Origin of the sequence: Paenibacillus brasilensis (assembly GCF_009363115.1) — a bacterium.
GTDB classification, from domain to species: Bacteria; Bacillota; Bacilli; order Paenibacillales; family Paenibacillaceae; genus Paenibacillus; species Paenibacillus brasilensis.
This window is the reverse complement of sequence record NZ_CP045298.1, coordinates 5,330,744-5,352,185: the sequence shown is the minus strand read 5'-3', so window position 1 is coordinate 5,352,185 and position 21,442 is coordinate 5,330,744. Positions and strand designations below refer to the sequence as shown.

Below are 21,442 nucleotides of genomic sequence, written 5' to 3'. Positions count from 1 at the left end.
TATTCAGGGCAGGAAAAGTTTCCTGAACCATATGAGAGGTGAGCAAAGTGGCAGATTTGAGTAAAGATGTAGTGGGCGCGCGGATAAGCTTGGATACAACCAAGATTTTGCCTGCTTTCAAGGCTATAGATAACGGGGCAAGGGCGAATGCAGAATCCTTTAAAGTTCTAAATTCCGAACTGGGGCTTAGCGAGAAGAATTTTAAATCTTTAGCCAGCAGCGCAGATAAGTTCGCTTTGAGCGCAGAAGATAGAAGAAAGAAGATCCTTGCTGAATCCGAAGCTCTTGTTAAACAGCGAACCGCGCAAGCCGAATTGAATACAGCCCGAAAGAATCAATTAGATCAGGTTAATAAAATCACTGATGAGAAGCTTAGGGCGCAACAAGCCATTGTCAAAAAGCGCGAAGACGCGATAGAGCAGCAGGAACGTGAACACCTGAAGCGTATGGAGGCTTTGCAGAATAAAGCTTCATTGACGGGTCAGAGATCGGCAAAGGTTTCAGGGGCTGGGACTGACGACAGGACGCGTGAACGTGTCTTAATGGAAGAACAGTCCATACGGATGAAGATATCTCAACTGGCAGAGAAAGAAGCACAGCAGGCACGTAAGAACGCACAGGACTACGAAAAGTTTTGGGTGAATGCATTACGTGCCAGGGAGCAAAAAGAGGCACAAGTCCGTGAGAAAGTCATTCAGGAAGAACAGAAGATCCGGCGCTCTTTGAGCCAAACCGAAGCGCAAATGAAGCAGACTTTTAATACAACTCCTAACTGGATTAGCCGAGTAGGAGATATGGCTACACATGCCCTGGTATTTAATACAGCGTATGCAGCTATGCATAAAACACAGGAAGCCCTTGAACAGGGATTAGTCGGAATTGAATCCAATATGGCAGGCTACGTGCAAACGAATGAACATTATTTCCTTGAGTACAACGAAGGCACCAAGGAAATGGTTATGAACACCGAGAAGCTGCACGACGAGACAACCAAGTTTATCCGGACGGCTCATGATCTTGGATCTGAAATCATGGACGTTACCGAATCGGCTCGACTTTGGGGTCGGATGTATAAGGATGCAGGCGTTGTTCAGGAAATGGTGCGTAAATCCACAATGCTCAGCACCGTTGACCTTGTATCCTTGGAAGACGCTACGAAATCTATGGAGTCTACCTTTGCTCAGTACGGTGTACAGATTAAGGACAGCAATGATGCCATGGTACTTGGTGGACGTGTTTTGGATTCTTGGTCAAAGGTTGCCCATGATACCATGGCACCGGCTAGGGACCTGGGAGCAGCCTTCGAGCGTACAGGTAAGATCGCCGCCGAAACAGGCGTAAGTTTTGACTTCATGAATGGTCTTATTTCAGCCGGTGTACGTAATACGGCACTGAGCGGAGAGAACCTGGGCAACATGTGGAAGACGGTACTGGGTACGATCCGCACAAATAAAGCGGTTGCAGAGATTGAAAGATTAGGCGTTCAAACAAAAGAAGTTGTAAATGGCACAGAGCAATGGAGAAAAGCCGAAGATATTTTGTTGGACTTGTCGACGAAAGTGATTGACAAGAATTATGACCTCACAAAGTCCTATGCAGATATCTCGCGCGGTGTGTACCAATACGCTAAATTAGCCGCTTCTCTGAATGCTGGGGACATTTTGCTCGGTACAGCAGCATCCATCGGATCTACAGGCTCCACAATGGAGTATCTTAAAGTCCAGATGGATACCATTCAGCGTAAAGCGGCGCAAACTAAGGCTTCTTTACTGGAAATATTCAATAACGCTGGTGATGATGGACTACGGCGCATGATCAAGAATGTACTGGACACTATTGACCAATTGCTGATCGGGCTTACAAAAGTACCTTCTGGCGTGTTTGAGGGAACGGCTGCTATCGGTGGGCTACTGCTTGCTTATAAAGCTCTAAGCGGTCCGATCATGAATGTAATTGCTGCTGTGAAAGTGTTAACCACAGCGAAGGCAGCGGAAACCGCTGCTATCGGCGCTAATACGATAGCTAACAACGTTAATATTGTTTCCTCACAAGGAGCAACTCTTTCAACAGTTCAGAGAGTTGCCGCTACCGAAGGAGCTACAGTAGCACAAGGAGCTTTAACGGTAGCAACCGAGGGAGCTACAGTTGCTACGAAATCATTGTCTGTCGCCCAAGCAACGGCAACCGTCACAACAGCAGCCGCTACAGCAGGATTGAGCTTACTTGTTGGCGCAATAGCGCTTGTAGCGATGAATAGTGGTAAGGAAGAAAAGGCTGCGAGGGATCGGATTCAAAACTTAAAGGATCAGGAATCAGCATCACAACAAATGGTTAGCCAGTACCAACGACAGATAGAATTGTTACCGAAATTGGCTAATGCACATCGTTCTCTTGAACAGTCGTTAAAACAAAGCAGTGGTTCAGTAGAAAAGGAAACAAAAGTAAAAAAACAACTCGAAGAGGTTTCTAAAGCGCTGGTCATCACTCTTGGAAAAGAGGGAGCCAAACAACTTGAAGCTGCTGGTTATACCGATGAAGCTGTGCAGGTGCAAGTTGATGCCTTGAACAAACTCATCGAGAAGCAGAATGAAGCCCGGAAAAATGTATTGAAAGATCAGCAAGCGCAATTAATCGAACAACAAAAACAAAAAATAAATGAAATCACAGAAGCTACAAAAGAACTGGAACGAGTAAAAAAGATCATTGCTAATCCAATTGGAAATTTTTTAGGGACAGGCGAATTTAAGGAAGATGCTGCGAAGTTAGAAGAAAAAATAAAAACGTTAGAACAAGAGAATAACAAACTCACTTTATCTGTAACAGAAGTAGGAGTAGCTTTAGGCCAAGCAACTATTGAAACTGACCAATTTGCTGGGAAAGCTGGAACAGCAACCGAAAGCGTTAAATCACAGGAGGAAGCTCTTGCCGATTTAAGAGAGCAGATTCAGGGTAACGGCAAGGCTATTTCTGAGATGAACACTGTTTTAAATGATCTTGCCAATAAACAGTCCATGAACGCCGAAGCTGCGGCAGAGTTAATCATCAAATACCCTCAATTAGCTTCGGAGATTTACAAAACATCTGAGGGATGGGCTTTCGAAAAGAATGCACTCGAAGTTGTTCGTAAAGCTAAAATACAAAAGGCTATAGATGATCTAAAGTCTGAAAAAGCGTCCAGTTTAAGTACAAAACTTGAGTCTGATGATCGTATCGCAGTTTACATCAAAGAGGCTGGAGCGATTAAAAGTCTTGCTGAGTTAAAAGCTAGATTGAATGGAGTTATGGCTCAAAGTTCACTAGACGTTTTTAATAAACAAAAAGAACTAAACAATATGACTGGAGTAAAATCTTTCCTAAGTACTCCTTTTCAGAACCAGTTAAACCAAGATAAGAAAAACATGGAGCAAAGCAAAAAAGATATAGGCGAGATATATAGCGGATACGAGAAAGATATGAAACAGTATGACACTCAGATTAATGCTTTAACCAAGCTATATAATGATCCTAAATTTGGTGTGAGTTCTTCTGGTTCAAAAAAATCGAAGGGAAGCGGGGGCAAAAAAGGAAAGAGCGATGCGGAACGTGCAGCTAAAAAAGCAGCTAAGGACGCATCTGCGGCACGAAAAGATAGTTATGATAACGAACTTGATAATTTTAAGTACATCGCTGAACGAAATGAATGGTCTGTAGACCAGCAAATTGCTGGATACAAACGATTGGCTCAGCGACATAAGCAGTACCTATCGGAAGATAAGGACGCAATGAAGCAATGGAGTCGAGATGTTCATAAACTGAATGATTCCAGATTTCAGGAAGATGTCGAGAATCTTGAACGAAGAACCGAGCGCATGCGGCAGGCCAATAAACAGGAAATCGAGATGGTTAAAACCAGCCTGGATTTTTACAAGAAGGAACAATCTAAATCTTACTTGCTACCAGCAAATAGGCGTGAAATCCAAAAGCAAATTTATGATCTGACCGTGAAGTATAACGAGCTTCGATACCAAAACTCGGAAAAATGGATTGATAAAGAAACTTCCAAAATGGAAATGGCAGGGCAAACCCAAATTGATATCCTCAAAATGGAATATGACGCTTATATGCGTATGAGTAAAGCAAAGGATCGTACCGCCGAACAAAGTTTTGAATTGCAACAGAAGATTTATGAGAAACGTAAAGCTCTGGAAGATGAGTTCCTATCCGACTTCCAAAAAAGAATCAATTACCAAAAGAGTATGGAAGCCGTATCTGTTTCCGATCAGCTCAATTTATGGACAAAAATGCAGGCTCTTTATAAAGAAGGATCAGAACAGCGGATAGAGATTGATGTACAGGTCCATGATTTGAAGAAGCAACTATTGGAGGACCAGAGGAAGGCTACTGCTGAAGCTGCCAAGAAGGAAAAGGAAGCGCTTGAAAAGACTCGGGATGAGGAAGTAAAGCGTATCGAGGCAGAACGGGATGCTTTTATCGAGGCTCAGGACGCTAAAATTAAGGCCATAGACGACTTGCTTGCCAAAATGCAGACAGCTAATGAAGACGAGGATTATGATCGTGCTATGGCGGAGAAGCAAGCTCGTCTTGCCCTGTTACAATCTGCTGTCGGTCCTGAAGGCATTGCCGAACGTAAGCAGACTGAAAAAGACATTGAGGATATGCAACGGGAACATAACCGGGCGCTGGCGAAGCGTGGCTTGGAGGATCAAAAGAAAAAGCTTCAAGATGAGAAGACTGAGCGAGAAAAGGATTACAATGACCAGATTGAAGCTGCCAAGCAGCATTATGATCAGCTAGCCGAGAGATATGATGAGTATTCAGATGGTGTTGAATCCAAGGCCGAAGATCTAAAAAACACGCAAATCAGTAAGGAATCTGAGAAGAACGCGGAAATTTTGCGACAATTAGATCAGTTTATCGCTGACTATCAGATGAAGATGGCCGAGATTAATGCAACCTCGTTGTCTGCTTCTTTGGATACAGGTTCCTCAATCTCTGAAAAGGACAGCGATCTGGCACGATACAATTCCAACATAGATAAATGGTACTCGGCAGGCACCGCCGACAAAGCAAAACTGCATGAGGAAAATGCTGCTCTGCGGAATAAGTATGGCATTAAAAAGGATACAGGAAAGCTTCAAAAATTCCATTCAGGTGGCGTTGTCGAAGGGGACCGAGGTGCAGAGGTTCCAGTAATAGCTCGGGCTGGAGAAATGTATCTAAATGATCAACAGCAAAGCAACTTGTTCAAAATTATCAATTTCAAAATGCCAGCGCTTAATTTCTCCATGCCAGACTTCTCTATGCCAATGGCTTCGGGCGGTTCAAATCCGCAGCAAATCAGCAACCAGTTCGTAATAAAAACTGGCGATACTTATATTGAAGACGAATCGGCAGCAAAGGTTTTCTGGACCGAACGAGATAACCTGGTGCGGAGGTTGCAAGCGAGGGGAGGTAAATCCTAAATGATTGATGCTACTGTCGATGGTAAGTCCTTTAAATCCATTGGATTAGGGCTTAAAACTCACAATATACCTGTGTTACCGCCGACAAAAGACCATAGCCTTGAGATAGCTGAGAGGGATGGAGAGTTGGATTTTGGCAGCACTTATGGAGCACGGTTAATCAATCTCGAATGCGTCATCATGGCAGATGATACAACCCTTGATTACCATAGGAGAGTCGCCCAAGTGGCGGCTCTTTTTAATGCCAAAAAAGGGGATATCGTATTCACATTTTCTGATTTGCCGGGAAGAAGGTATATAGGACGGTACGCAGGAACCTTGGACATTGAAAAAATACTTTGGGATGGAGAGCTGACTATCCCGATTAAGATGGGTGAGCATCCGTTTCCAGAGTCGGAGGAGAACATAAAAGAGGTAATTATCACACAGTCTCCACAAACAGTGTCAGTTATTTCTACAGGAGATGAACGGGCGAGTCCTGTAATAGTACTTACCAACATAGGAAACAACGACATACGGAATTTTCGTATAGCAAATGAGTATCAAGTAGAATAGGAGGTCTTTATATTGGCAGACATAATTTTGAGCAAAAGCAACTGGTGGAAAACAGCCTGTATTAATGCAGCCTTGCGCGGGATTAACTTTGCATCCCCTCAGACGCTATACATCGCCTTGTACACCAGTAGCCCAACAGATGCAGACACAGGACAGGAGGTAAGCGGAGGGGGCTATGCGCGCCGTGCTGTGACGTTTTCTGAACCAGTTATAGCGGATCGGTGGGCAGTTGTAGCCAGCATATCCGACGTGGTTTTTCCCATTGCGTCGGCCAAATGGGGGTTAATCACTCATGTCGGCATAAGGGACGCTGCAACAGGTGGCAACCTGATCTATTATGGGGCTATCACCACGCCGCGCACAGCGGAAACAAATGATACGCTGCGGTTTTTAGCCGGACAACTTAAAGTTAACGAGGGGTGAGGAACTTGGAAAAAATGTATCCACCAGTTGTAAATAGCCCAAAAACTGAGCTTGTGGAATTGATCACAGACACGCAAACAGAAATTACCGTGGCTAATGCGTCTGTGCTGCTTCAGGGGGAGGGTATTGCTGTTTTGGGCAACGGGGATGTAGCGGAAACGATTACGTATACAACTGTAGAGGATAACGTCCTTAAAGGGTGTGTACGTGGATTTGAGGGTGTGGCGAGGGCCTGGCCTGCTGGCACGCGGGTTGCCCGTAATTTTACGGCGGCAGATTGGAGAGCTGCGATAAATAACATTCAAGCTCTGTACGAAGAATCCAGTATAGAAGTCCGTAAAACAGTTACTTTACAACCGGGTGTACAGATTGTTAAAGCTGAGCGTCAGGCCGCATTTAGTCTAACTGGTTTGAAAGGACAAATGGTTATCGACTATGGGGGACAGAAGGGGATATTCGGTGTCCGTAACCCTTATGTAATTCGGTATGGAGAAAATTTGTTGCCGAGTTTTTATGAGTGGTCTGCCACTACACAGGCAGGCACAGCAACGATTACAGGTCCTAATCAGGTAAGGCTAGATAAATCGGCGGGGCTATCAGGGTTTAATACACAGGCGTATAACGTCAATGCGGTACCAGCGACAGACTATACATTATCGGTCACGGTTGATGTGTCTAACATAGGTGGGACCGTTGGAGCGGGGGCGTACTGGAACCTGCAAGCTATTGGGAAGAATGGTGAAGTGTTGGCAGACTTAACAACTGGACCGTTCGTCACATCCAACGGGACAAAAACGATGGTTAAGACCTTTACAACGCCAGCCAACACATCATATTTAAGAGTTGTCGTAGGGCTTGATATCGCCACAACAGGTACGGCTGTATTCCGTGATGTTTCTATTAACATCGGCAGCACAGCCAAGCCATTCAAACCGCGCGAGGATTCTATGTTGGCATTGCAAACGGATCTGTACGCCGATCCAGTTACAGGAGCTAATGCAGATACAGTGTTTGAGCGTGACGGACAATACTTCAAGTCCAAACGATGGCAGGGGCTAACGCTTGATGGTAGTAGAGCATGGGTACAAGGCGAGGCGGGCGCTACAAACGGAAACAGGCAAGTGAAAGTGCCAGGTCTGGCGACTGGAGCGATAGCGGGTAGCGGCATTGGTACAAAGTTTGACGGTAAGATATTGCCGCAAGGTAGTACAGGAAATACACCTGACTCGAATGCTGTTACGGCAGCCGGAGAAATTTATTTTGGTATTCCAGTTGCAGACAGTGGGTGGGCAGACAGTTACGGACCATCGCAAGATGACATCAAAGCCTACTTCTACGGATACAAGGCGTACGATGCTAATACCATAACGCCAGCGCAAGCGCAGGCAGCGACAGCAGCTACGTGGAATGGTACAGGCACTAAGTATTGGGTTCAGCGTGTGGGCGCACCTAACTTCACGCAATCCGTACCGCAACAATCATATGCAGGGTACACGCCGTATCAACTCGTATATCAACTTGCAACGCCTACCGTGGAGCCTATCATTTCAGAAGGACAGATAACCTTTACTGAGGGTGATAATCAGGTTGAAGTAGGCACAGGGTTAGTGATTCGTGAAAAGGCCAAACTCTACCAAGAGGCAGATACGAAGCGCTGGAACCTCAACAATGGTAGCCCGGGTGAGTATCAAGCATCGCTAACGGCATATCGCATTGATAGATTAATTGGCATTTACCGAAATTCGCAGCGTGACAATTGGATACTGTACCCTAACACTACAACCCCTGCTGGTGCTATGGCACAGTTACCAGGCGCAGCCTATGATGCTAACGCCGCTTATACCGTATCGTACCTAGCCTTTATAACTTCGCCTGTTGTCCCGTTCACAGGCTCGTATGCAGCCAACGAAAAATCGCTGCTGTTGGACTTGGTAGACACCGTACAGCAGAACACGACACGTGTGTCAGTACTGGAAAATAAGAAGGCAGAGAAGGATAGCCCGGCATGGATTTCTCCGGCTGGACTGAGGAACGGATGGGTTAAATACACGCTTTCGTCTGGAGCTACATTAGATGTCAGCTATTATCGGGATAGTACAGGTGTGGTCTATTTACGCGGAGCGGTAAAAAATGGGTTGACAAGTGTGGGGAATGATATTTTTGTGCTTCCAGAGGGTTACCGCCCAAAGTTCAATCGGAACTTTTCCGTTATTTCGGGGGCAGAATCCGGTCCGGTTATAGCTCGGATAGAGGTTAGGCCAAATGGTATCGTCGCCTTTATATACGGGGGCAACAGTCTTTTAAGCTTCGACGGTATTACGTTCTTGGCTGAACAATAAAGGAGGAATAAAGCATATGGCTAAAGCAGTATGTAGAGTAGATACGTCCGGCTTAGTAGTAGATGAGGTTCTAGTGGACGATGCCTTTAGTGGTGTCGTCCCTTTTTATTCGGAAAACTCAGAACAAGATTCTGAGAAAACCGAGCAGGACGCTGCGGACGTACCACAGGAACCAGTAATAGCCGGATACATTGTTGGCGTTCCCTTTCCCGAGGGATTCAGTGCATACGTGACAGAGGATAAGGCATTTCGTTTTAACCTAGAAACTTTGCGGTGGGAAGAAGGCCTTACTGTCGAAGAGATAGCGGTGTTGACCAAACCTACGGATCAAGTTCAGGATGAATCGGAGATTGTAGGCCAGCAGCTTGCGGAGATGAAGGTTCAGACCGTGCAGCAAACCCAACTTTTAGCCAGCATGGGAGCAGAACTAGCGGCAGCTAAACTTGAAATTATTGACTTGAAGGGAGCTAATCAATCATGAATTTCTGGAGCCTTGCTTTTAAATTGAACTGGGTAACCGCAGAAAAGTTGAAGGGTGCAGTCAAAACGGAGGACAACCCTTTCGGGGAGATCAGCCCGGAAGAGTATAAAGAAATAACAGGCGTGGACTTCCAGTAAGGAAAATTTTCCTTAGCCGGTTAGGAGGACGCTATGTTTAATGGTGGATTTAATAGCCTTGGTTTTAATACAGGGGATGTAGAAGGGAACATTATTGACCTTTCTGCATCTCTTTCTGGTTCAGGACAAATGTATTCACGGAAGGTGGAGACAGCTGGAGCAGAAAACGATAATGCGTTTAATCTCATGTCTTTTAATGTGGACGAACCGGGTACCGTAACGGAATACATTTTGGAGTTTGTTTTGGACATGACAGCAGCGGCTAATCTGTCCGGTGAAGGACAGGCGCAGGCTGATTTTGTCCGTGAGTATGCCTTGGAAGCCATTCCTATGTCTGGCGAGGGACGCATAACTAACGCAGAATACGTTCGAGAAATTCCGATGCAAGCAGTACCCATGTCTGGGGAAGGAAGGATATCGGCGGAACTGTCGAAATTCCATACCGACTACATTGAGTTTACAGATGTGTTCAGGCCAGGAGAGGTAATTGTCATTGACTCAGGAAAATTCAAAATAACGAGAAATGGTCAGAATGTTTCCCATCTGTATAACGGAGACTTTTTCGATCTGAATCTCGGAAACAACAACCTGACCTGGACAGACCCAGAGACAGGCCGGACGGTTTTGTTCCGTATTACACACCGAGATAAATTCTTATATTAAGAGAGGTGGACTATGCCTACTCCAACTATGCAAGTCTTTGATAAGAACATGCGGCGTGTCGGTACGCTGGTGGACTCTTATGACATTCAGCGGCGGCGCAGGATCAACAGCGACTATGAATTAACCTTTATGGTCCCAATGACCAGCGATGATTACCGTGAAAAGATAGCAATCAAGGGACATGTTCGAGATGAGCGTGGCCAATTTTATGTAATTCAGTCTCGGAGCCGTTCAAGGGAAGGCCGAAAGCTGACGGCGAATATCTATTGCAATCACGTCCTGTTCAAGTTAAACGATTACAAGTTTCCGTATGCTTCATACATTGCTGAAGCTTATGGTATCCATATCAACCAGCTTACAGACTTGATTACGGCTGCTACAGGCGGACGGTTTAAGTTTGTTATTCACGACACATTCGATCTGCACGATGTTAAGGACTTTGGGCGAGGTACTTGTCTTGAAGCGCTTAATAAAATCATTCAGATGTATGAGTGTGAAGTCGAGCCAGACAACTTCACAATTAATCTAAGAAAAAAGATCGGGACTGACAACGGATTACAATATCGGCTTAAAAAGAATATCGTTTCTAGTTCCTTTAAAGATAAAGGCGAATCCTTGGTGACCAGGATGTTCGCTCAGATGAAGGATGGACGTACATTCATAGGTATGGATGCTTCGAAGCTAACAGAAGAAGAACGAAGCTTGCTGTCCGGCGTACCAGGAACCATTGTAAACGGAAAGCTGGCAGTGAACTATTTAATATCGCCATACGCTCAATATTGGGCCAGTGATTCCGTACCGTTTTATGATGGCGAGATTATAGAGCAGGACATTGAGGAACCGGAGGACTTGTTGAAGGCTACACGGAAGGCTCTTGCTGAACAGGAGAATGTAACACTGGAGGTAACAGTATCAACGGCAGACTTGTTTAAAATTGATAACTCGGAACCAGAGCCACATTTGGGTGATGCTGTAATGTGTATTGACCCAGCAATGGATATGAACAAACTCAAAGCCCGAATCACAGAGCTTACAGAGTATCCATATAGCCGTGACAAACATAGTGAACCTACGATATCCAATGTCAATTTACGAGACTATGCGGACATTATCAGTGACCTGGAACGGAATAAGAATATTATCAATAATTTGTTTTCCAATGGTAAGATCCGGACGGAGGTTTTTGAGTCTTTTGCCAAGCAGGCTGTGATAGATATTGATAATTCCAAAACGGAAATCAAGTACGATCAGCGCGGCATTGTCTTGCAAGATCAGACCAATGCACTGAATCAGGTTATCATGACTTCAAACGGTGTTGTTCTGACAACAGATGGGGGCAAAACGGCAAGAACGGCTATTACAGCGCGCGGGGTGGTAGCTGAGCAGATTGTCGGGCAACTTGGCAACTTTGTATCCTTAGTAATTGGTAGCGGTAATAATGTTACCAAAATCAATACCAACGGAATTAGTGCCGGAAACGACGATTATACTATTGCGCCGTTCAGGGTAGACATGCAGGGCAATGTAGTAGCTAGATCAATTAAGCTCACAGGTCAGATCGACAACTCAGAAATGAATGCTTCAGATATTAAAGCCAGTACAGTTAATGCAAGTACAATACGAGGGAGTAAGTTAATCGGTAATGAGATCGAGGGTGGTATTATTACAGGAGCCTTGTTCCGTACAGCCAAGGAAGGCCGCAGGATTGAAATCAACTCTACCGGATTGACAGCCTATAACTCATCTGGCGGGGAAGCTATTTCCTTAGGGCAATCAGGAGACGGAGGCGCTTTGCTGTTTATGGACAATGGTAGCCCAAGGGGATCGGTTTATGGGGATTCAGAGGGCTTTCACTTAGGAAACATGGCATCTATTATTATTCGGTCCGTAGACGATGCTACGTATTTTCAAGGGGAAGTTGATTTCAATTACGCAACTGTGACCGGACTTGATTTAAAAATGCAGAGTATATCTGGTTTGTCTGATAAATTATCAGATATTGATAAGCGAATCTCAGAAATTTATAGTGAATTATTCACTGATATGATTACAAACGCATCATTCGATCCGTCAAGCCGAAACCTGAAACTGTACAGTGCCGCCCGTACTGTAGCTACGGTAAATATACCAGCTGGAGGAAGCTCAAGTAGTTCGTCAGCATAATGTTTACTGCACCTTCTACTGATGGTAATATTAGGACATATATACTACATAGGAGGCACGGTTCATGAAAAAATGGTCTTATTTACTTAGTGGTGTGTTGATCGGTGCAGTTGTTGCTACGGCTGGTAGTGCATTTGCGGATCAAATTAAATCTTTGGTCGGGGAGAAGGTCGCAGGGGAATATTCTGTCAAGGTTAACGGCAATTCGCTCGTTGAAAATGCGATTGTTGTTGACGGAAAAGCACATGTACCTTTACGAGCCGTTTCCGACTCTTTAGGAGCTGGTTTAAAGGTGGACGGAAAAACGATTCAAATTACTACTAACTCAAATACATCTTCTGAAGAAAATGTTGCGCCAGTTGCGACTTCGACGGATGACAGCAACAACAAGTATGAACAAAAGCTATTGGATAGAAAAAAAGAATTGGAACAAACAATTACTACCACACAAAAAGGAATTGAGGATCAGTTAGCAAACCTCCAAACTGCACAAAAAAGCCGAGAAAAAGTATCTGATGAACGCTTTTTGTCCATCGGGGACCAAAAGATTCAAGGATATAAAGATCAAATCACTCAACTTGAAAATATTATAGAAAAATCAAAAAAAGAGATTGAAGAGATTGATAAAACTCTTTCAAGCAAGAAATAATCCGTAGTAACCTAGTAATAAACAAATTATATACTGTATACACAAAAGCCCTCTTAAGCTGGAGGGCTTTTTCTTTTATAAGAAAGAATGATTTTTGGAAGGAAAACAGCTCTCTCCTTCGAATTAGTAATTTAGAAGGCGGTTACATGAAAGTGGATACTAAACAAAAGGTGTTGATTGCAATATACACTGAATATCAAAAGGATATACGTTTAGTCTTATATTATTTGTACTGGGGGATGATTCGGCATGGGCAAAAATTCTGATTGTAGAACAAACATTATAGGCGCTGGCGAGGTTGGTAGCGCCGTCTCGGTCGACATGGACAAGAATTCTATACATAAAATAAACAGCGTCTTTTGGGACACATAAGGAAATGAAATATTAGGAGCAACTGCACTCCCTTTCTATGGAGCATTTGTCTCAGAAGAAAAACTCCAACTTTTTGGCGATGTCTCAGGAAAAAAGATGCTGGAAATAGGCTGTGGAAGCGGTCATTCCTTGCAATATCTGGGAGAATGTAAAGTATCTGAACTATGGGGTACAGATATATCAGAAAAACAAATTGAAAAGACAACGCAACATTTGACGTCGTGCGGTCTGTCAGCAAAATTGATTTGTTCTCCCATGGAAGAAGAATGTGGTATACCTGAGGATTATTTTGACTTCGTTTATTCAATTTATGCCATAGGCTGGACCACCGACCTTGAGGGTACTTTTTGCCGGATCGCTTCTTATCTGAAAAAAGACGGTGTATTTATTTTTAGTTGGTCTCATCCTATACACAAATGTGTTGTTGCAGAAAATAATATGCTTACTTTTAAAAAATGTTACTTTGATGAATCTTGGTATTCAGTATCACTTGGTGAAGGTACGCTGGCATTATCGGACCGTAAACTATCAACCTATGTGAATGCGTTGGCAAAAGCGGGATTTGTAGTTGAGCAAATGATTGAGCAATCTGATGATGAAATTATGCAATCGTGGGATGATAACAGTGAATTCGCAAAAAAGGCAAAGATGCTTCCTGTAACTTTTGTAGTCAAAGCAAGAAAACTATAGTAGCTTATATTCACCAAACAATATTTTCCTTTAAAATCCGTAGCGTTATAGTAACAGAACCCATTTAAGATATAAGTATGAAAGCCTCTGATAACTCAGGGGCTTATTTTGCGTCTCAAAATAAATTAATGGAGTGATAAAGCATGAATAATGGTTTAGCTGTTTTTGAAAACCAGCATGAAGTGACAATACTGACAAGGGAGGACGTAGGAATTGATTTCAAAGGTGACTTTTTAATAAGTGCAAAAGATGTTGCTTCAATCCTGGAGTATCAAGGAGAGAAAGCGACTAATAATGTATTGAAATTCTGCAAAGAATCTCATATATATCGAGTAAAGAATTCGGACATTCTGAATCGGAATGTCCGAAAAATGAATAATGCAGGAGAGGCTTTTATAACGAGTTTTGCTTTGAATCGTGTACTTGGACAATCTGGTCAGTCCAAGGCTGAGACGTTTCAAGATTGGTTATATGAAGATATTCTTCCTTCGATCCAAAAACATGGTGTTTATGCAACAGATGACGTAATGGATAAAATACTAAACAATCCTGACTTCGGAATTGAACTCTTGACTAAACTCAAAGAGGAGCGCACTGCCAGAGTAGAGGCTGAAAGAACAAATGCAATTCTGATGCACGTTAACAAGACCTATACTGCTACTGAGATTGCAAAAGAACTTGGATTCAAGTCGGCAATTGCTCTGAATAATGATTTAGGGAGTCGTAAGATTCAATTCAGACAAAATGACACTTGGCTGCTTTATAGCCGATATGCTGATTGCGGATATGTTGAAATCAAACAAGAAGTTCTTGATAACGGAAAAGTGATCTATCACCGTAGATTTACTCAGTTAGGGCGTGAATGGCTTTTGAAAATTTATAATAAGGAGCAATTAAAGGCATCTGTAAACTAAAGGTGTCTTTTTTTGTGTCTGAGGGAGGTGATGAAACCCATGGCAAAGATAAAACCCACATTGGATATACAACTGGATCTAACCAGACCTGTTGAGGACTTAACTGAGGTCATTTCCGCTGTAATCGCTTCACAGCCAGCACGCCGGAAAGAAATACTTAAGGGATTGGATATAGCCGTCGGAAATGCTTTGGCAGAGATACAGTCCCAAGAAGAAAAAAATCAGAAACCTAACGACGATAGCTCAGGAAAAGTTTCCTGAACGGAGAGAGGAGAGCAATTAGTGAGCCAAATAAAATTGTTTGGCAGCACTGTATGGACCGCAATGGTCGGAGCAACGGAAAAGGAGGCGGCGGCAGGGGGATTGTCTGCGCTTGTTGGACTTCTGGTTACGTTTCTTGGTGGGTGGGATAAACCGCTGCAGGTGCTGCTTACGATGATGGTGTTGGATTATATTTTTGGGGTTGCCGCAGCTATTAAAAACAAAAAAATGGACAGTGATGTGATGTTTTGGGGAGGCATCCGCAAGGCTACGGTGCTGACGGTGGTGGGATTGTCTGCACAATTGGACAATTGGCTACAACCAGGCGCACCGATCTTCCGGACGGCGGCTATTTACTTCTACGCTGGCCGTGAAGGACTTTCCTTGGCCGAAAACTGGGGAACAATGGGAATACCACTGCCCTTCAAGCTTAAAAGTTTCTTACAGCAGTTAAAAGACAAGGGAGATGGAAAAGATGCTGACGCTGGAACAACTAAGGAAAAAATCTGAGCAGCGGTTAAGCGGGCTTCATCCGGTTTTCAAGCAAGTTATGGAAAAGCTCATTGAACGTTGCTATGCCCGTGGAGTATGGGTGCTAATTACCCAAGGTTTACGAACATATGCGGAGCAGGATACTTTATATGCTCAAGGGCGCACGAAGCCGGGGAAGGTGGTCACGAAAGCACGGGGCGGATACAGCAATCATAACTTTGGATTTGCGGCCGACTTCGCGTTGCTGCTTCGGGATGGCCGCACGGTGTCCTGGGACACATTGAAGGATGATGATAAGGACTCGCTGCCTGATTGGAGCGAGGTAGTAGAGGAAGCAAAGAAACTAGGACTTGAGTGGGGCGGAGATTGGCGGAGCTTTAAAGATATGCCCCACCTTCAGATGGTATTTGGACTCACGACGGCTCAATTTCGGGCGGGCATACGACCAACTCAGGCGCAACTTGACACAGTTTTAGCCAAGATTAATAAAACGGGGGATGAGGAAATGACAGTAGAAGAAAAGGCAGCATTTAAGGAATTGCAAAGCACTGTACAAAAGCAGGATGACCGCATCAAAACGTTGGAGACAGCAGCCAAACAGCCTAAAGTACCAGCGTGGGCAGAACAAGCCTGTATTAATGCCAAAGCTGCGGGAGTGCTGGACACGGCGAATGACGGAAGCTATGACTTTTACCGCATGGTCACGCTACTTGATCGAACCGGGATTTTCAACGCGAAAGGGGATAAATAATCATGCAAACTCAAACTATTATCGAAACCGTACAACCATATGTAAGTACCATCGTCACAGCCGCTGCGGGTGTGCTTACAGCGTTTGCTTTAGGTGGTCTGAATGCACTTAAAACTAAGGTAAATACATGGCTGGAAGCCCGTACAACGGCGGCACAGCGGGAAGTAATCCATAAGATTGCTGGAGAGGGCTTCGCCTTTGCTCAAACGGCATTCAAACAGGCTGGAGGCGAACGTAAGCTTCAGGAGGCTTTACAATACGCTACACTTCGATTAGCGGAACAAGGAATTACTGTGTCAGTTGTGGAGCTTCAGGCCGCAATTGAGAAGGCATACTTGGAATATAAGGCCAAGACAAAGACAGTGCTGGCTACCGAAGCGCAGCCGAGTGAAGAGGTAACACAGGCAGCAGCTAAGGAAGCTGTATCGGGTCTAGCTGCAAAGCTTAATGATTTCTTAGCGCAGGCTACGGCAGAGGTAACGCCAGTTGCTCCGGTTCAACCTGAACCAGACCCTATTTCGACACCAACTGAACCTGCACAAACGCCTACTTCAGCGGAATAAAACTATAAGTAAATACCCTGCTGGCTTCGGCTGGTGGGGTTATTTTTTTGGTTGTAAATTGGTTTGTTAATTTACCTATAAATGTAGTGTCACTAGTAGTCGTACTAATTGGACTATTCATTTAAAAATAGCATAGCATGTCAAATACTGATCTTGCTGGTAAGAGGTCTTTGTTTTTATCATGAACAACAAATTAATTATTCCTTCAACAAGAAAATGGCATTTTTTTACGATATATACTATAATAAGCCCGAAAGTTCTGCGTCTAAAGTAGCATTGAGGGGGATTATTATGTCAAATATACTATTTATTCCTGGTATCAAGGGTACAGAATTGTTTTTAGATACTAATAAGAAATGGTTTCCTAAAAACAAGGATGATCTTAAGGATTTGCATATTAAGAACGAATCATTAATTGAAGGTAATCCTATAAGCTCAGTAACAGCATTCACTAAAGTAACTGTCAATATATATAAAGGTATATATGACAATTTTTCTGCGGAGAGTGGGGAGATTGATTACTTCGGTTACGACTGGCGTAAAGATATCCAGGCCCACATCCCTAGGCTAGTTAATAGAATAGTGGAGCTATCTATTAGTGGTGGGAATGTCACTCTAATAGCTCATAGTATGGGTGGAATGCTAGCAAAAATGGCAGTTATAGAATTGGAAAAAGTCGGGCTAACTAATATCATTGATAAATTAATAACAATTGGAACTCCTTGGGGCGGCTCCCCAGATGCTTATAAAGCACTTGCCTATGGGGAACCAGGCTTTTATTCAGATCTTAAACCCTTTTTTGGGTTAATTTATTCTTATGGTGATACAAGAAAGCTTGCCCGGCAATGTCCATCGGTTTATCAGTTATTGCCATCTGAAGGCTACTTTAAAAGTGAAATTGGGAAATTTATTAAATATAGAGAAGCCAAAGATGAGGAACAGTACATTGACGTCATTCAGAAAGCTCAAACTTTTTTTAATGAAGAGTATATAGCAAATAATCCAGACTACACAAATGTACCGGATGTATGGAATTTGTACATGAAACCTGTTCAGGAAGCAATGCAGAGACCTTTATCTAACGAAATAAAGCATCACTGTATTATTGGTCATAGGTTTCCTACATTGTATCGACTCCCTGATGGCGCCAGTGAAAAGTTCAATAGATTCAAGTTTAAATCAGAATTCACAAATGGAGATTCGGTAGTCCCTATTTTAAGTGGAATACCGAAACACGAGGCGGAGCTCTATTATGTTGAAGGTGAGCATTCTGAACTATGTTCTAACGATGTTGTTATTACTCTTTTAAAGTCTATCTTAAATGACGAAATAAAAGACATGCCTTTAGGAGTTTCAAAAGAATGTGAATTAAAATTAAAATGGGGAGTGAAAACTAGATTTTTGTGTCCGATTGAAACAACTATCATGGATTCAGAGGGAAGATATGTTGCCGGGGCTTTTGACACAGACATTTCGGAAGAGAGCCCATTACTAAATGAAACAGACGTTAAATATGTAAGTGTTGGAGAGTCACAATACATATTTTTCTCGGAGTTCAAGAAAGATCTTACTGTGCAAATCAATTCATTTGAGGCAGGTGTTGCAGATATATCAGTAGAATATTTGGAAGAAGACAATGAAAACGTTACTGTGTTAGAGTTCGAGCCCCTTCCAGTGGATAAAGGTCTTACAGCGATGGTTACAATTCCGGTTAGAGAAAGAATTGAAACGGCTCATATTGAACGTAGAGGCAGCATAATTAATAAAAAACGTATCAAAACACATTCTCAAAACAACAAAAAATTCTTGGAAGAAAAACAACCAGAGCGGATTGACTTGAAAATTAATATAAGCGCAGCTGAAGAATCTAAAAAGGCATATCGTCGTGATGTATTTAGTGGTCAAATATTGTTAACTATTAATTCTAGTGACGACCAGTTAGTGGATAGGCTGTTCTTTTCCATAGATGGTGAAAAGCCACAAGAATATACAGAACCAATCACCCTAGATCTACCTTCAGGCGTCTACGGACTACAAGTGTTCGGTAAAGATAAACTTGATAGACCAATTAAATCAAAGACAAGTAAATTTACAATTGATAACGCTAAACCCGTAACACAACTTAATTTTATAGCAACGCCTGACGGTATGAACATTAGTTTCCAACCGCATACAGTTGGCTCTAAAGTGAACGCTACTTCTTATAAAATAACAATTGATGAAAAGGTTCTAGAGGGGGATTGGGAAGATGAACCATTGGGACTCACCTGGGGTACTCTTAGTATAAATCAAAATTCTAAAATCAAAATAGAATATTATTCTACTTCTGAATTTGGTGTAACTGAAGATCCAAAGTCGATTGAATTATCTTTAGGTAATATTCCTCAATTAATGTGGGACGAAAATGTTGGGTTTGTCACACCTGAAATGATATTGAATAATTTATTGAAGCATACTTCAATTGACTTCAATTCTTTTGAAATTTTTGCTAACATAAAAAATACAGATAACATAATGTCAAATAAAAATAATCAAAAAATAACATTAAATGAGGGCATTAAGGATAATGTTAAAAGTGTTCGCTTTATATCTGAGTTGATCAACTTGGAAGTACTCTTCTTGGAAAAGTACGGATTGTATTTTATTGATTTTCCAACAGAGAAACTTAAGGCAGGAAAATCTTATAGCTTCTCATTTGAACTTCTTCCGGATCGTGGTGAGGATCCAATTACCAATACGAATCCTCAAGCTAGGATTAAGGCTCCCAAATCGAGCAAAATTCCCGACAAACATTTGGAAGTAACTTTGAGGAATGGTACATTTTACAGTTCCTTTTATGTTGATGAATCATTTGTTCAATTTAAGAACAAGCTAGTTATTACAGACATAAAAAATACACAGCCAGCTCTGCGCGAAATCCCCTTAATCACAAAAGAAGAATAAGAAAGGAAAGGTGATAATTGTGCCAAATTGGTTAATGCTTCAGCTCGTATTGCTGCTGGTTTGGATAATTATTACTTTAATTTCCTATTTCGGAGGTCTGTGGGGTTCTTCTGGTCTTATTGGTCGTAAAAAAATATTTCAATTTTTAATGTTTAGGTTTTTACCATCAGCATGGCTTATTTCTTCTTTATTTATAGGTTTGTTTTTGGTTGTTAAAGTCCCTAAGCAATTAACGAACTTTTCTGTATTGATGACAATAGTCTTACCAATGGTTGCATTGCTTACAATTCTGTTCTCTTTAGCTAATGAGAACAGAAAGTTAAAACAAAAACAAAGGGAAGAAAAAGACAAAATGGAATTGAAAAGGAGTGAATGTCAAGAATGGCTTCGCTCTATATCATTTATAAATTCAAAGGATGTTACTCTAAAATTGTATTTAAGTAACAACAAGGCTACTGGGAGAATGATTATTACAAACGTTACTAAAGAGCAAAACGAGATTATCAGAAAAGAATATTTAGAATCTTTACCAAATGAAATATTTCTAGAGATAATCACTGAAAACAATGGGTTGTTTCACTAAACGATTCATAGAAATTTTGAATATTAAACAATTTTTTTGTGGGTATTCAAAAGTTGACTATAAGGTAACATAGGCCTTTTAATAGTGTATCAAGCAGATAGAGCACTGTAGCCAGTTATCAGGCAGTTGATGAAATCCAAAACATCGGTGACACCCTACTGGCTAAGCTGGTGGGGTGTTTTTTACGTTTAGGGAGGTATACATATGTTTAGATGGATAGTGACGTTGTTGGCCACAGTCCTAATAGCAGGCTGCAGCGTGCAGCAAGACGTCGTAAAGACCGCTAAGATCGACCCTGCAGCCGTTCCGGTAACCCAGGTATCGGCAGACATGGCTAAGCTGGAATTTCCGTCGTCAAAGTATCCCGAGACAGCGCAGCACATTAAAAAGGCCATTGCAGCCGGGAAGTCTCCAGTATGCACGATTGATCGCGAAGGGGCCGAGCATAACCGTGAGCTGTCTCTTAAAGACGTACCAACCAAGAAGGGCAAAGATCGCGATGAATGGCCTATGGCGATGTGCTCCGAAGGTGGAGAGGGTGCAGATATAAAGTACATATCACCCAAAGATAATCGTGGAGCTGGATCGTGGGTTGGTCATAAGTTGGACGACTACGCGGACGGCACAAAGGTTGAATTTATCGTTAAATAGTTAAAGCCCGCTTACCTTATGGTCGGCGGGTATTTTTTTGTTGAAGGTATTACCACGCAATTCACCGAATATCTATCCTGAGGTGATCAGCATGAACTATACATATAAAGTGTTAAAGTCAGATATAGAACTGTTGTAGTTACGTTAAGTCAGGTAAAAGTGTATCAGAGTATAGCTCATCTTTGAAATTTATGGTATATTGTAGTTGGTATTGCGACTAGGCCTCTGATCTTGGTTAAGGGGTCAGATAATGATGAAATTTACTGAAGAATTTATTCTTAAAATGGTAAGAACAACTTTTGGAATGTGTAAGTTGATAATTTTGGTTTTGCTAATATTGATTCTTTTTA

General features: G+C 42.5%; 18 protein-coding genes. All 18 read left to right on the top strand.

All coding sequences use genetic code 11. The features are described 5' to 3' along the window. The first annotated feature begins 47 nt into the window (after positions 1-47). The 18 genes from GCU48_RS25335 (at position 48) to GCU48_RS25250 (ending at position 21,092) form a co-directional block, all read left to right on the top strand. On the top strand, positions 48-5,462 hold the full coding sequence (locus GCU48_RS25335; RefSeq protein WP_152381872.1) for a phage tail tape measure protein: 5,415 nt from the start codon (positions 48-50) through the stop codon (positions 5,460-5,462). Then, positions 5,463-6,017, top strand: coding sequence for a phage tail domain-containing protein (locus GCU48_RS25330; RefSeq protein ID WP_152381871.1), 555 nt, complete (start codon positions 5,463-5,465; stop codon positions 6,015-6,017). 12 nt (positions 6,018-6,029) lie between these two features. Further along, positions 6,030-6,440 (top strand): phage tail fiber protein, encoded by a 411-nt coding sequence (locus GCU48_RS25325; protein ID WP_025717934.1) that lies wholly within the window; start codon positions 6,030-6,032, stop codon positions 6,438-6,440. A 14-nt stretch (positions 6,441-6,454) separates the two neighbouring features. Then, positions 6,455-8,779 carry a hypothetical protein gene (locus GCU48_RS28525; RefSeq protein ID WP_370881035.1) on the top strand — a complete coding sequence of 775 codons (2,325 nt, stop codon included), beginning with the start codon at positions 6,455-6,457 and terminating at the stop codon, positions 8,777-8,779. Positions 8,780-8,795: 16 nt separating this feature from the next. Beyond that, positions 8,796-9,260, top strand: a complete 465-nt coding sequence (locus GCU48_RS25315; protein ID WP_152381870.1) for a hypothetical protein — start codon at positions 8,796-8,798, stop codon at positions 9,258-9,260. Beyond that, positions 9,257-9,397, top strand: a complete 141-nt coding sequence (locus tag GCU48_RS25310; RefSeq protein ID WP_152381869.1) for an XkdX family protein — start codon at positions 9,257-9,259, stop codon at positions 9,395-9,397. Before GCU48_RS25315 ends, GCU48_RS25310 begins: the two co-directional genes overlap by 4 nt. Positions 9,398-9,430: 33 nt before the next feature. After that, positions 9,431-10,060 (top strand): phage distal tail protein, encoded by a 630-nt coding sequence (locus GCU48_RS25305; RefSeq protein WP_152381868.1) that lies wholly within the window; start codon positions 9,431-9,433, stop codon positions 10,058-10,060. Positions 10,061-10,072: 12 nt separating this feature from the next. Further along, a complete protein-coding gene (locus GCU48_RS25300) occupies positions 10,073-12,223 on the top strand; it encodes a phage tail protein (RefSeq protein ID WP_152381867.1) in 2,151 nt (716 codons plus the stop codon). A 64-nt stretch (positions 12,224-12,287) separates the two neighbouring features. Then, positions 12,288-12,872, top strand: coding sequence for a 2,' 3'-cyclic nucleotide 2'-phosphodiesterase (locus tag GCU48_RS25295; RefSeq protein ID WP_152381866.1), 585 nt, complete (start codon positions 12,288-12,290; stop codon positions 12,870-12,872). 381 nt (positions 12,873-13,253) lie between these two features. Further along, positions 13,254-13,934, top strand: coding sequence for a class I SAM-dependent methyltransferase (locus GCU48_RS25290; RefSeq protein WP_244316370.1), 681 nt, complete (start codon positions 13,254-13,256; stop codon positions 13,932-13,934). Between the two features lie 143 nt (positions 13,935-14,077). After that, positions 14,078-14,848 (top strand): BRO family protein, encoded by a 771-nt coding sequence (locus GCU48_RS25285; protein ID WP_208811920.1) that lies wholly within the window; start codon positions 14,078-14,080, stop codon positions 14,846-14,848. Positions 14,849-14,887: 39 nt separating this feature from the next. Next, positions 14,888-15,109: a hypothetical protein gene (locus GCU48_RS25280; protein WP_152381865.1), complete on the top strand. Its 222-nt coding sequence runs from the start codon at positions 14,888-14,890 to the stop codon at positions 15,107-15,109. A 21-nt stretch (positions 15,110-15,130) separates the two neighbouring features. After that, positions 15,131-15,619: a phage holin family protein gene (locus GCU48_RS25275; RefSeq protein ID WP_152381864.1), complete on the top strand. Its 489-nt coding sequence runs from the start codon at positions 15,131-15,133 to the stop codon at positions 15,617-15,619. Then, positions 15,576-16,352 (top strand): M15 family metallopeptidase, encoded by a 777-nt coding sequence (locus tag GCU48_RS25270; protein WP_152381863.1) that lies wholly within the window; start codon positions 15,576-15,578, stop codon positions 16,350-16,352. The genes GCU48_RS25275 and GCU48_RS25270 overlap by 44 nt, the downstream gene beginning before the upstream one ends. Before the next feature lie 2 nt (positions 16,353-16,354). Then, on the top strand, positions 16,355-16,915 hold the full coding sequence (locus GCU48_RS25265; RefSeq protein WP_152381862.1) for a phage holin, LLH family: 561 nt from the start codon (positions 16,355-16,357) through the stop codon (positions 16,913-16,915). A gap of 291 nt (positions 16,916-17,206) precedes the next feature. Next, entirely contained in the window at positions 17,207-19,858 is a 2,652-nt protein-coding gene (locus GCU48_RS25260; protein WP_167518778.1) for a lipase/acyltransferase domain-containing protein, read from the top strand. A 19-nt stretch (positions 19,859-19,877) separates the two neighbouring features. Further along, entirely contained in the window at positions 19,878-20,441 is a 564-nt protein-coding gene (locus GCU48_RS25255; RefSeq protein WP_152381860.1) for a hypothetical protein, read from the top strand. Positions 20,442-20,645: 204 nt separating this feature from the next. Next, positions 20,646-21,092: a NucA/NucB deoxyribonuclease domain-containing protein gene (locus GCU48_RS25250; protein WP_152381859.1), complete on the top strand. Its 447-nt coding sequence runs from the start codon at positions 20,646-20,648 to the stop codon at positions 21,090-21,092. Positions 21,093-21,442 lie beyond the last annotated feature (350 nt).

What these genes read in the sequence shown, in the direction of transcription:
- GCU48_RS25265 (WP_152381862.1), top strand. Translation starts at nt 16,355, where the DNA reads ATGCAAACTCAAACTATTATCGAAACCGTACAACCATATGTAAGTACC.
- GCU48_RS25300 (WP_152381867.1), top strand. Translation starts at nt 10,073, where the DNA reads ATGCCTACTCCAACTATGCAAGTCTTTGATAAGAACATGCGGCGTGTC.
- GCU48_RS25310 (WP_152381869.1), top strand. Translation starts at nt 9,257, where the DNA reads ATGAATTTCTGGAGCCTTGCTTTTAAATTGAACTGGGTAACCGCAGAA.
- GCU48_RS25280 (WP_152381865.1), top strand. Translation starts at nt 14,888, where the DNA reads ATGGCAAAGATAAAACCCACATTGGATATACAACTGGATCTAACCAGA.
- GCU48_RS25330 (WP_152381871.1), top strand. Translation starts at nt 5,463, where the DNA reads ATGATTGATGCTACTGTCGATGGTAAGTCCTTTAAATCCATTGGATTA.
- GCU48_RS25270 (WP_152381863.1), top strand. Translation starts at nt 15,576, where the DNA reads ATGGAAAAGATGCTGACGCTGGAACAACTAAGGAAAAAATCTGAGCAG.
- GCU48_RS25250 (WP_152381859.1), top strand. Translation starts at nt 20,646, where the DNA reads ATGTTTAGATGGATAGTGACGTTGTTGGCCACAGTCCTAATAGCAGGC.
- GCU48_RS25295 (WP_152381866.1), top strand. Translation starts at nt 12,288, where the DNA reads ATGAAAAAATGGTCTTATTTACTTAGTGGTGTGTTGATCGGTGCAGTT.
- GCU48_RS25305 (WP_152381868.1), top strand. Translation starts at nt 9,431, where the DNA reads ATGTTTAATGGTGGATTTAATAGCCTTGGTTTTAATACAGGGGATGTA.
- GCU48_RS25315 (WP_152381870.1), top strand. Translation starts at nt 8,796, where the DNA reads ATGGCTAAAGCAGTATGTAGAGTAGATACGTCCGGCTTAGTAGTAGAT.
- GCU48_RS28525 (WP_370881035.1), top strand. Translation starts at nt 6,455, where the DNA reads ATGTATCCACCAGTTGTAAATAGCCCAAAAACTGAGCTTGTGGAATTG.
- GCU48_RS25260 (WP_167518778.1), top strand. Translation starts at nt 17,207, where the DNA reads ATGTCAAATATACTATTTATTCCTGGTATCAAGGGTACAGAATTGTTT.
- GCU48_RS25285 (WP_208811920.1), top strand. Translation starts at nt 14,078, where the DNA reads ATGAATAATGGTTTAGCTGTTTTTGAAAACCAGCATGAAGTGACAATA.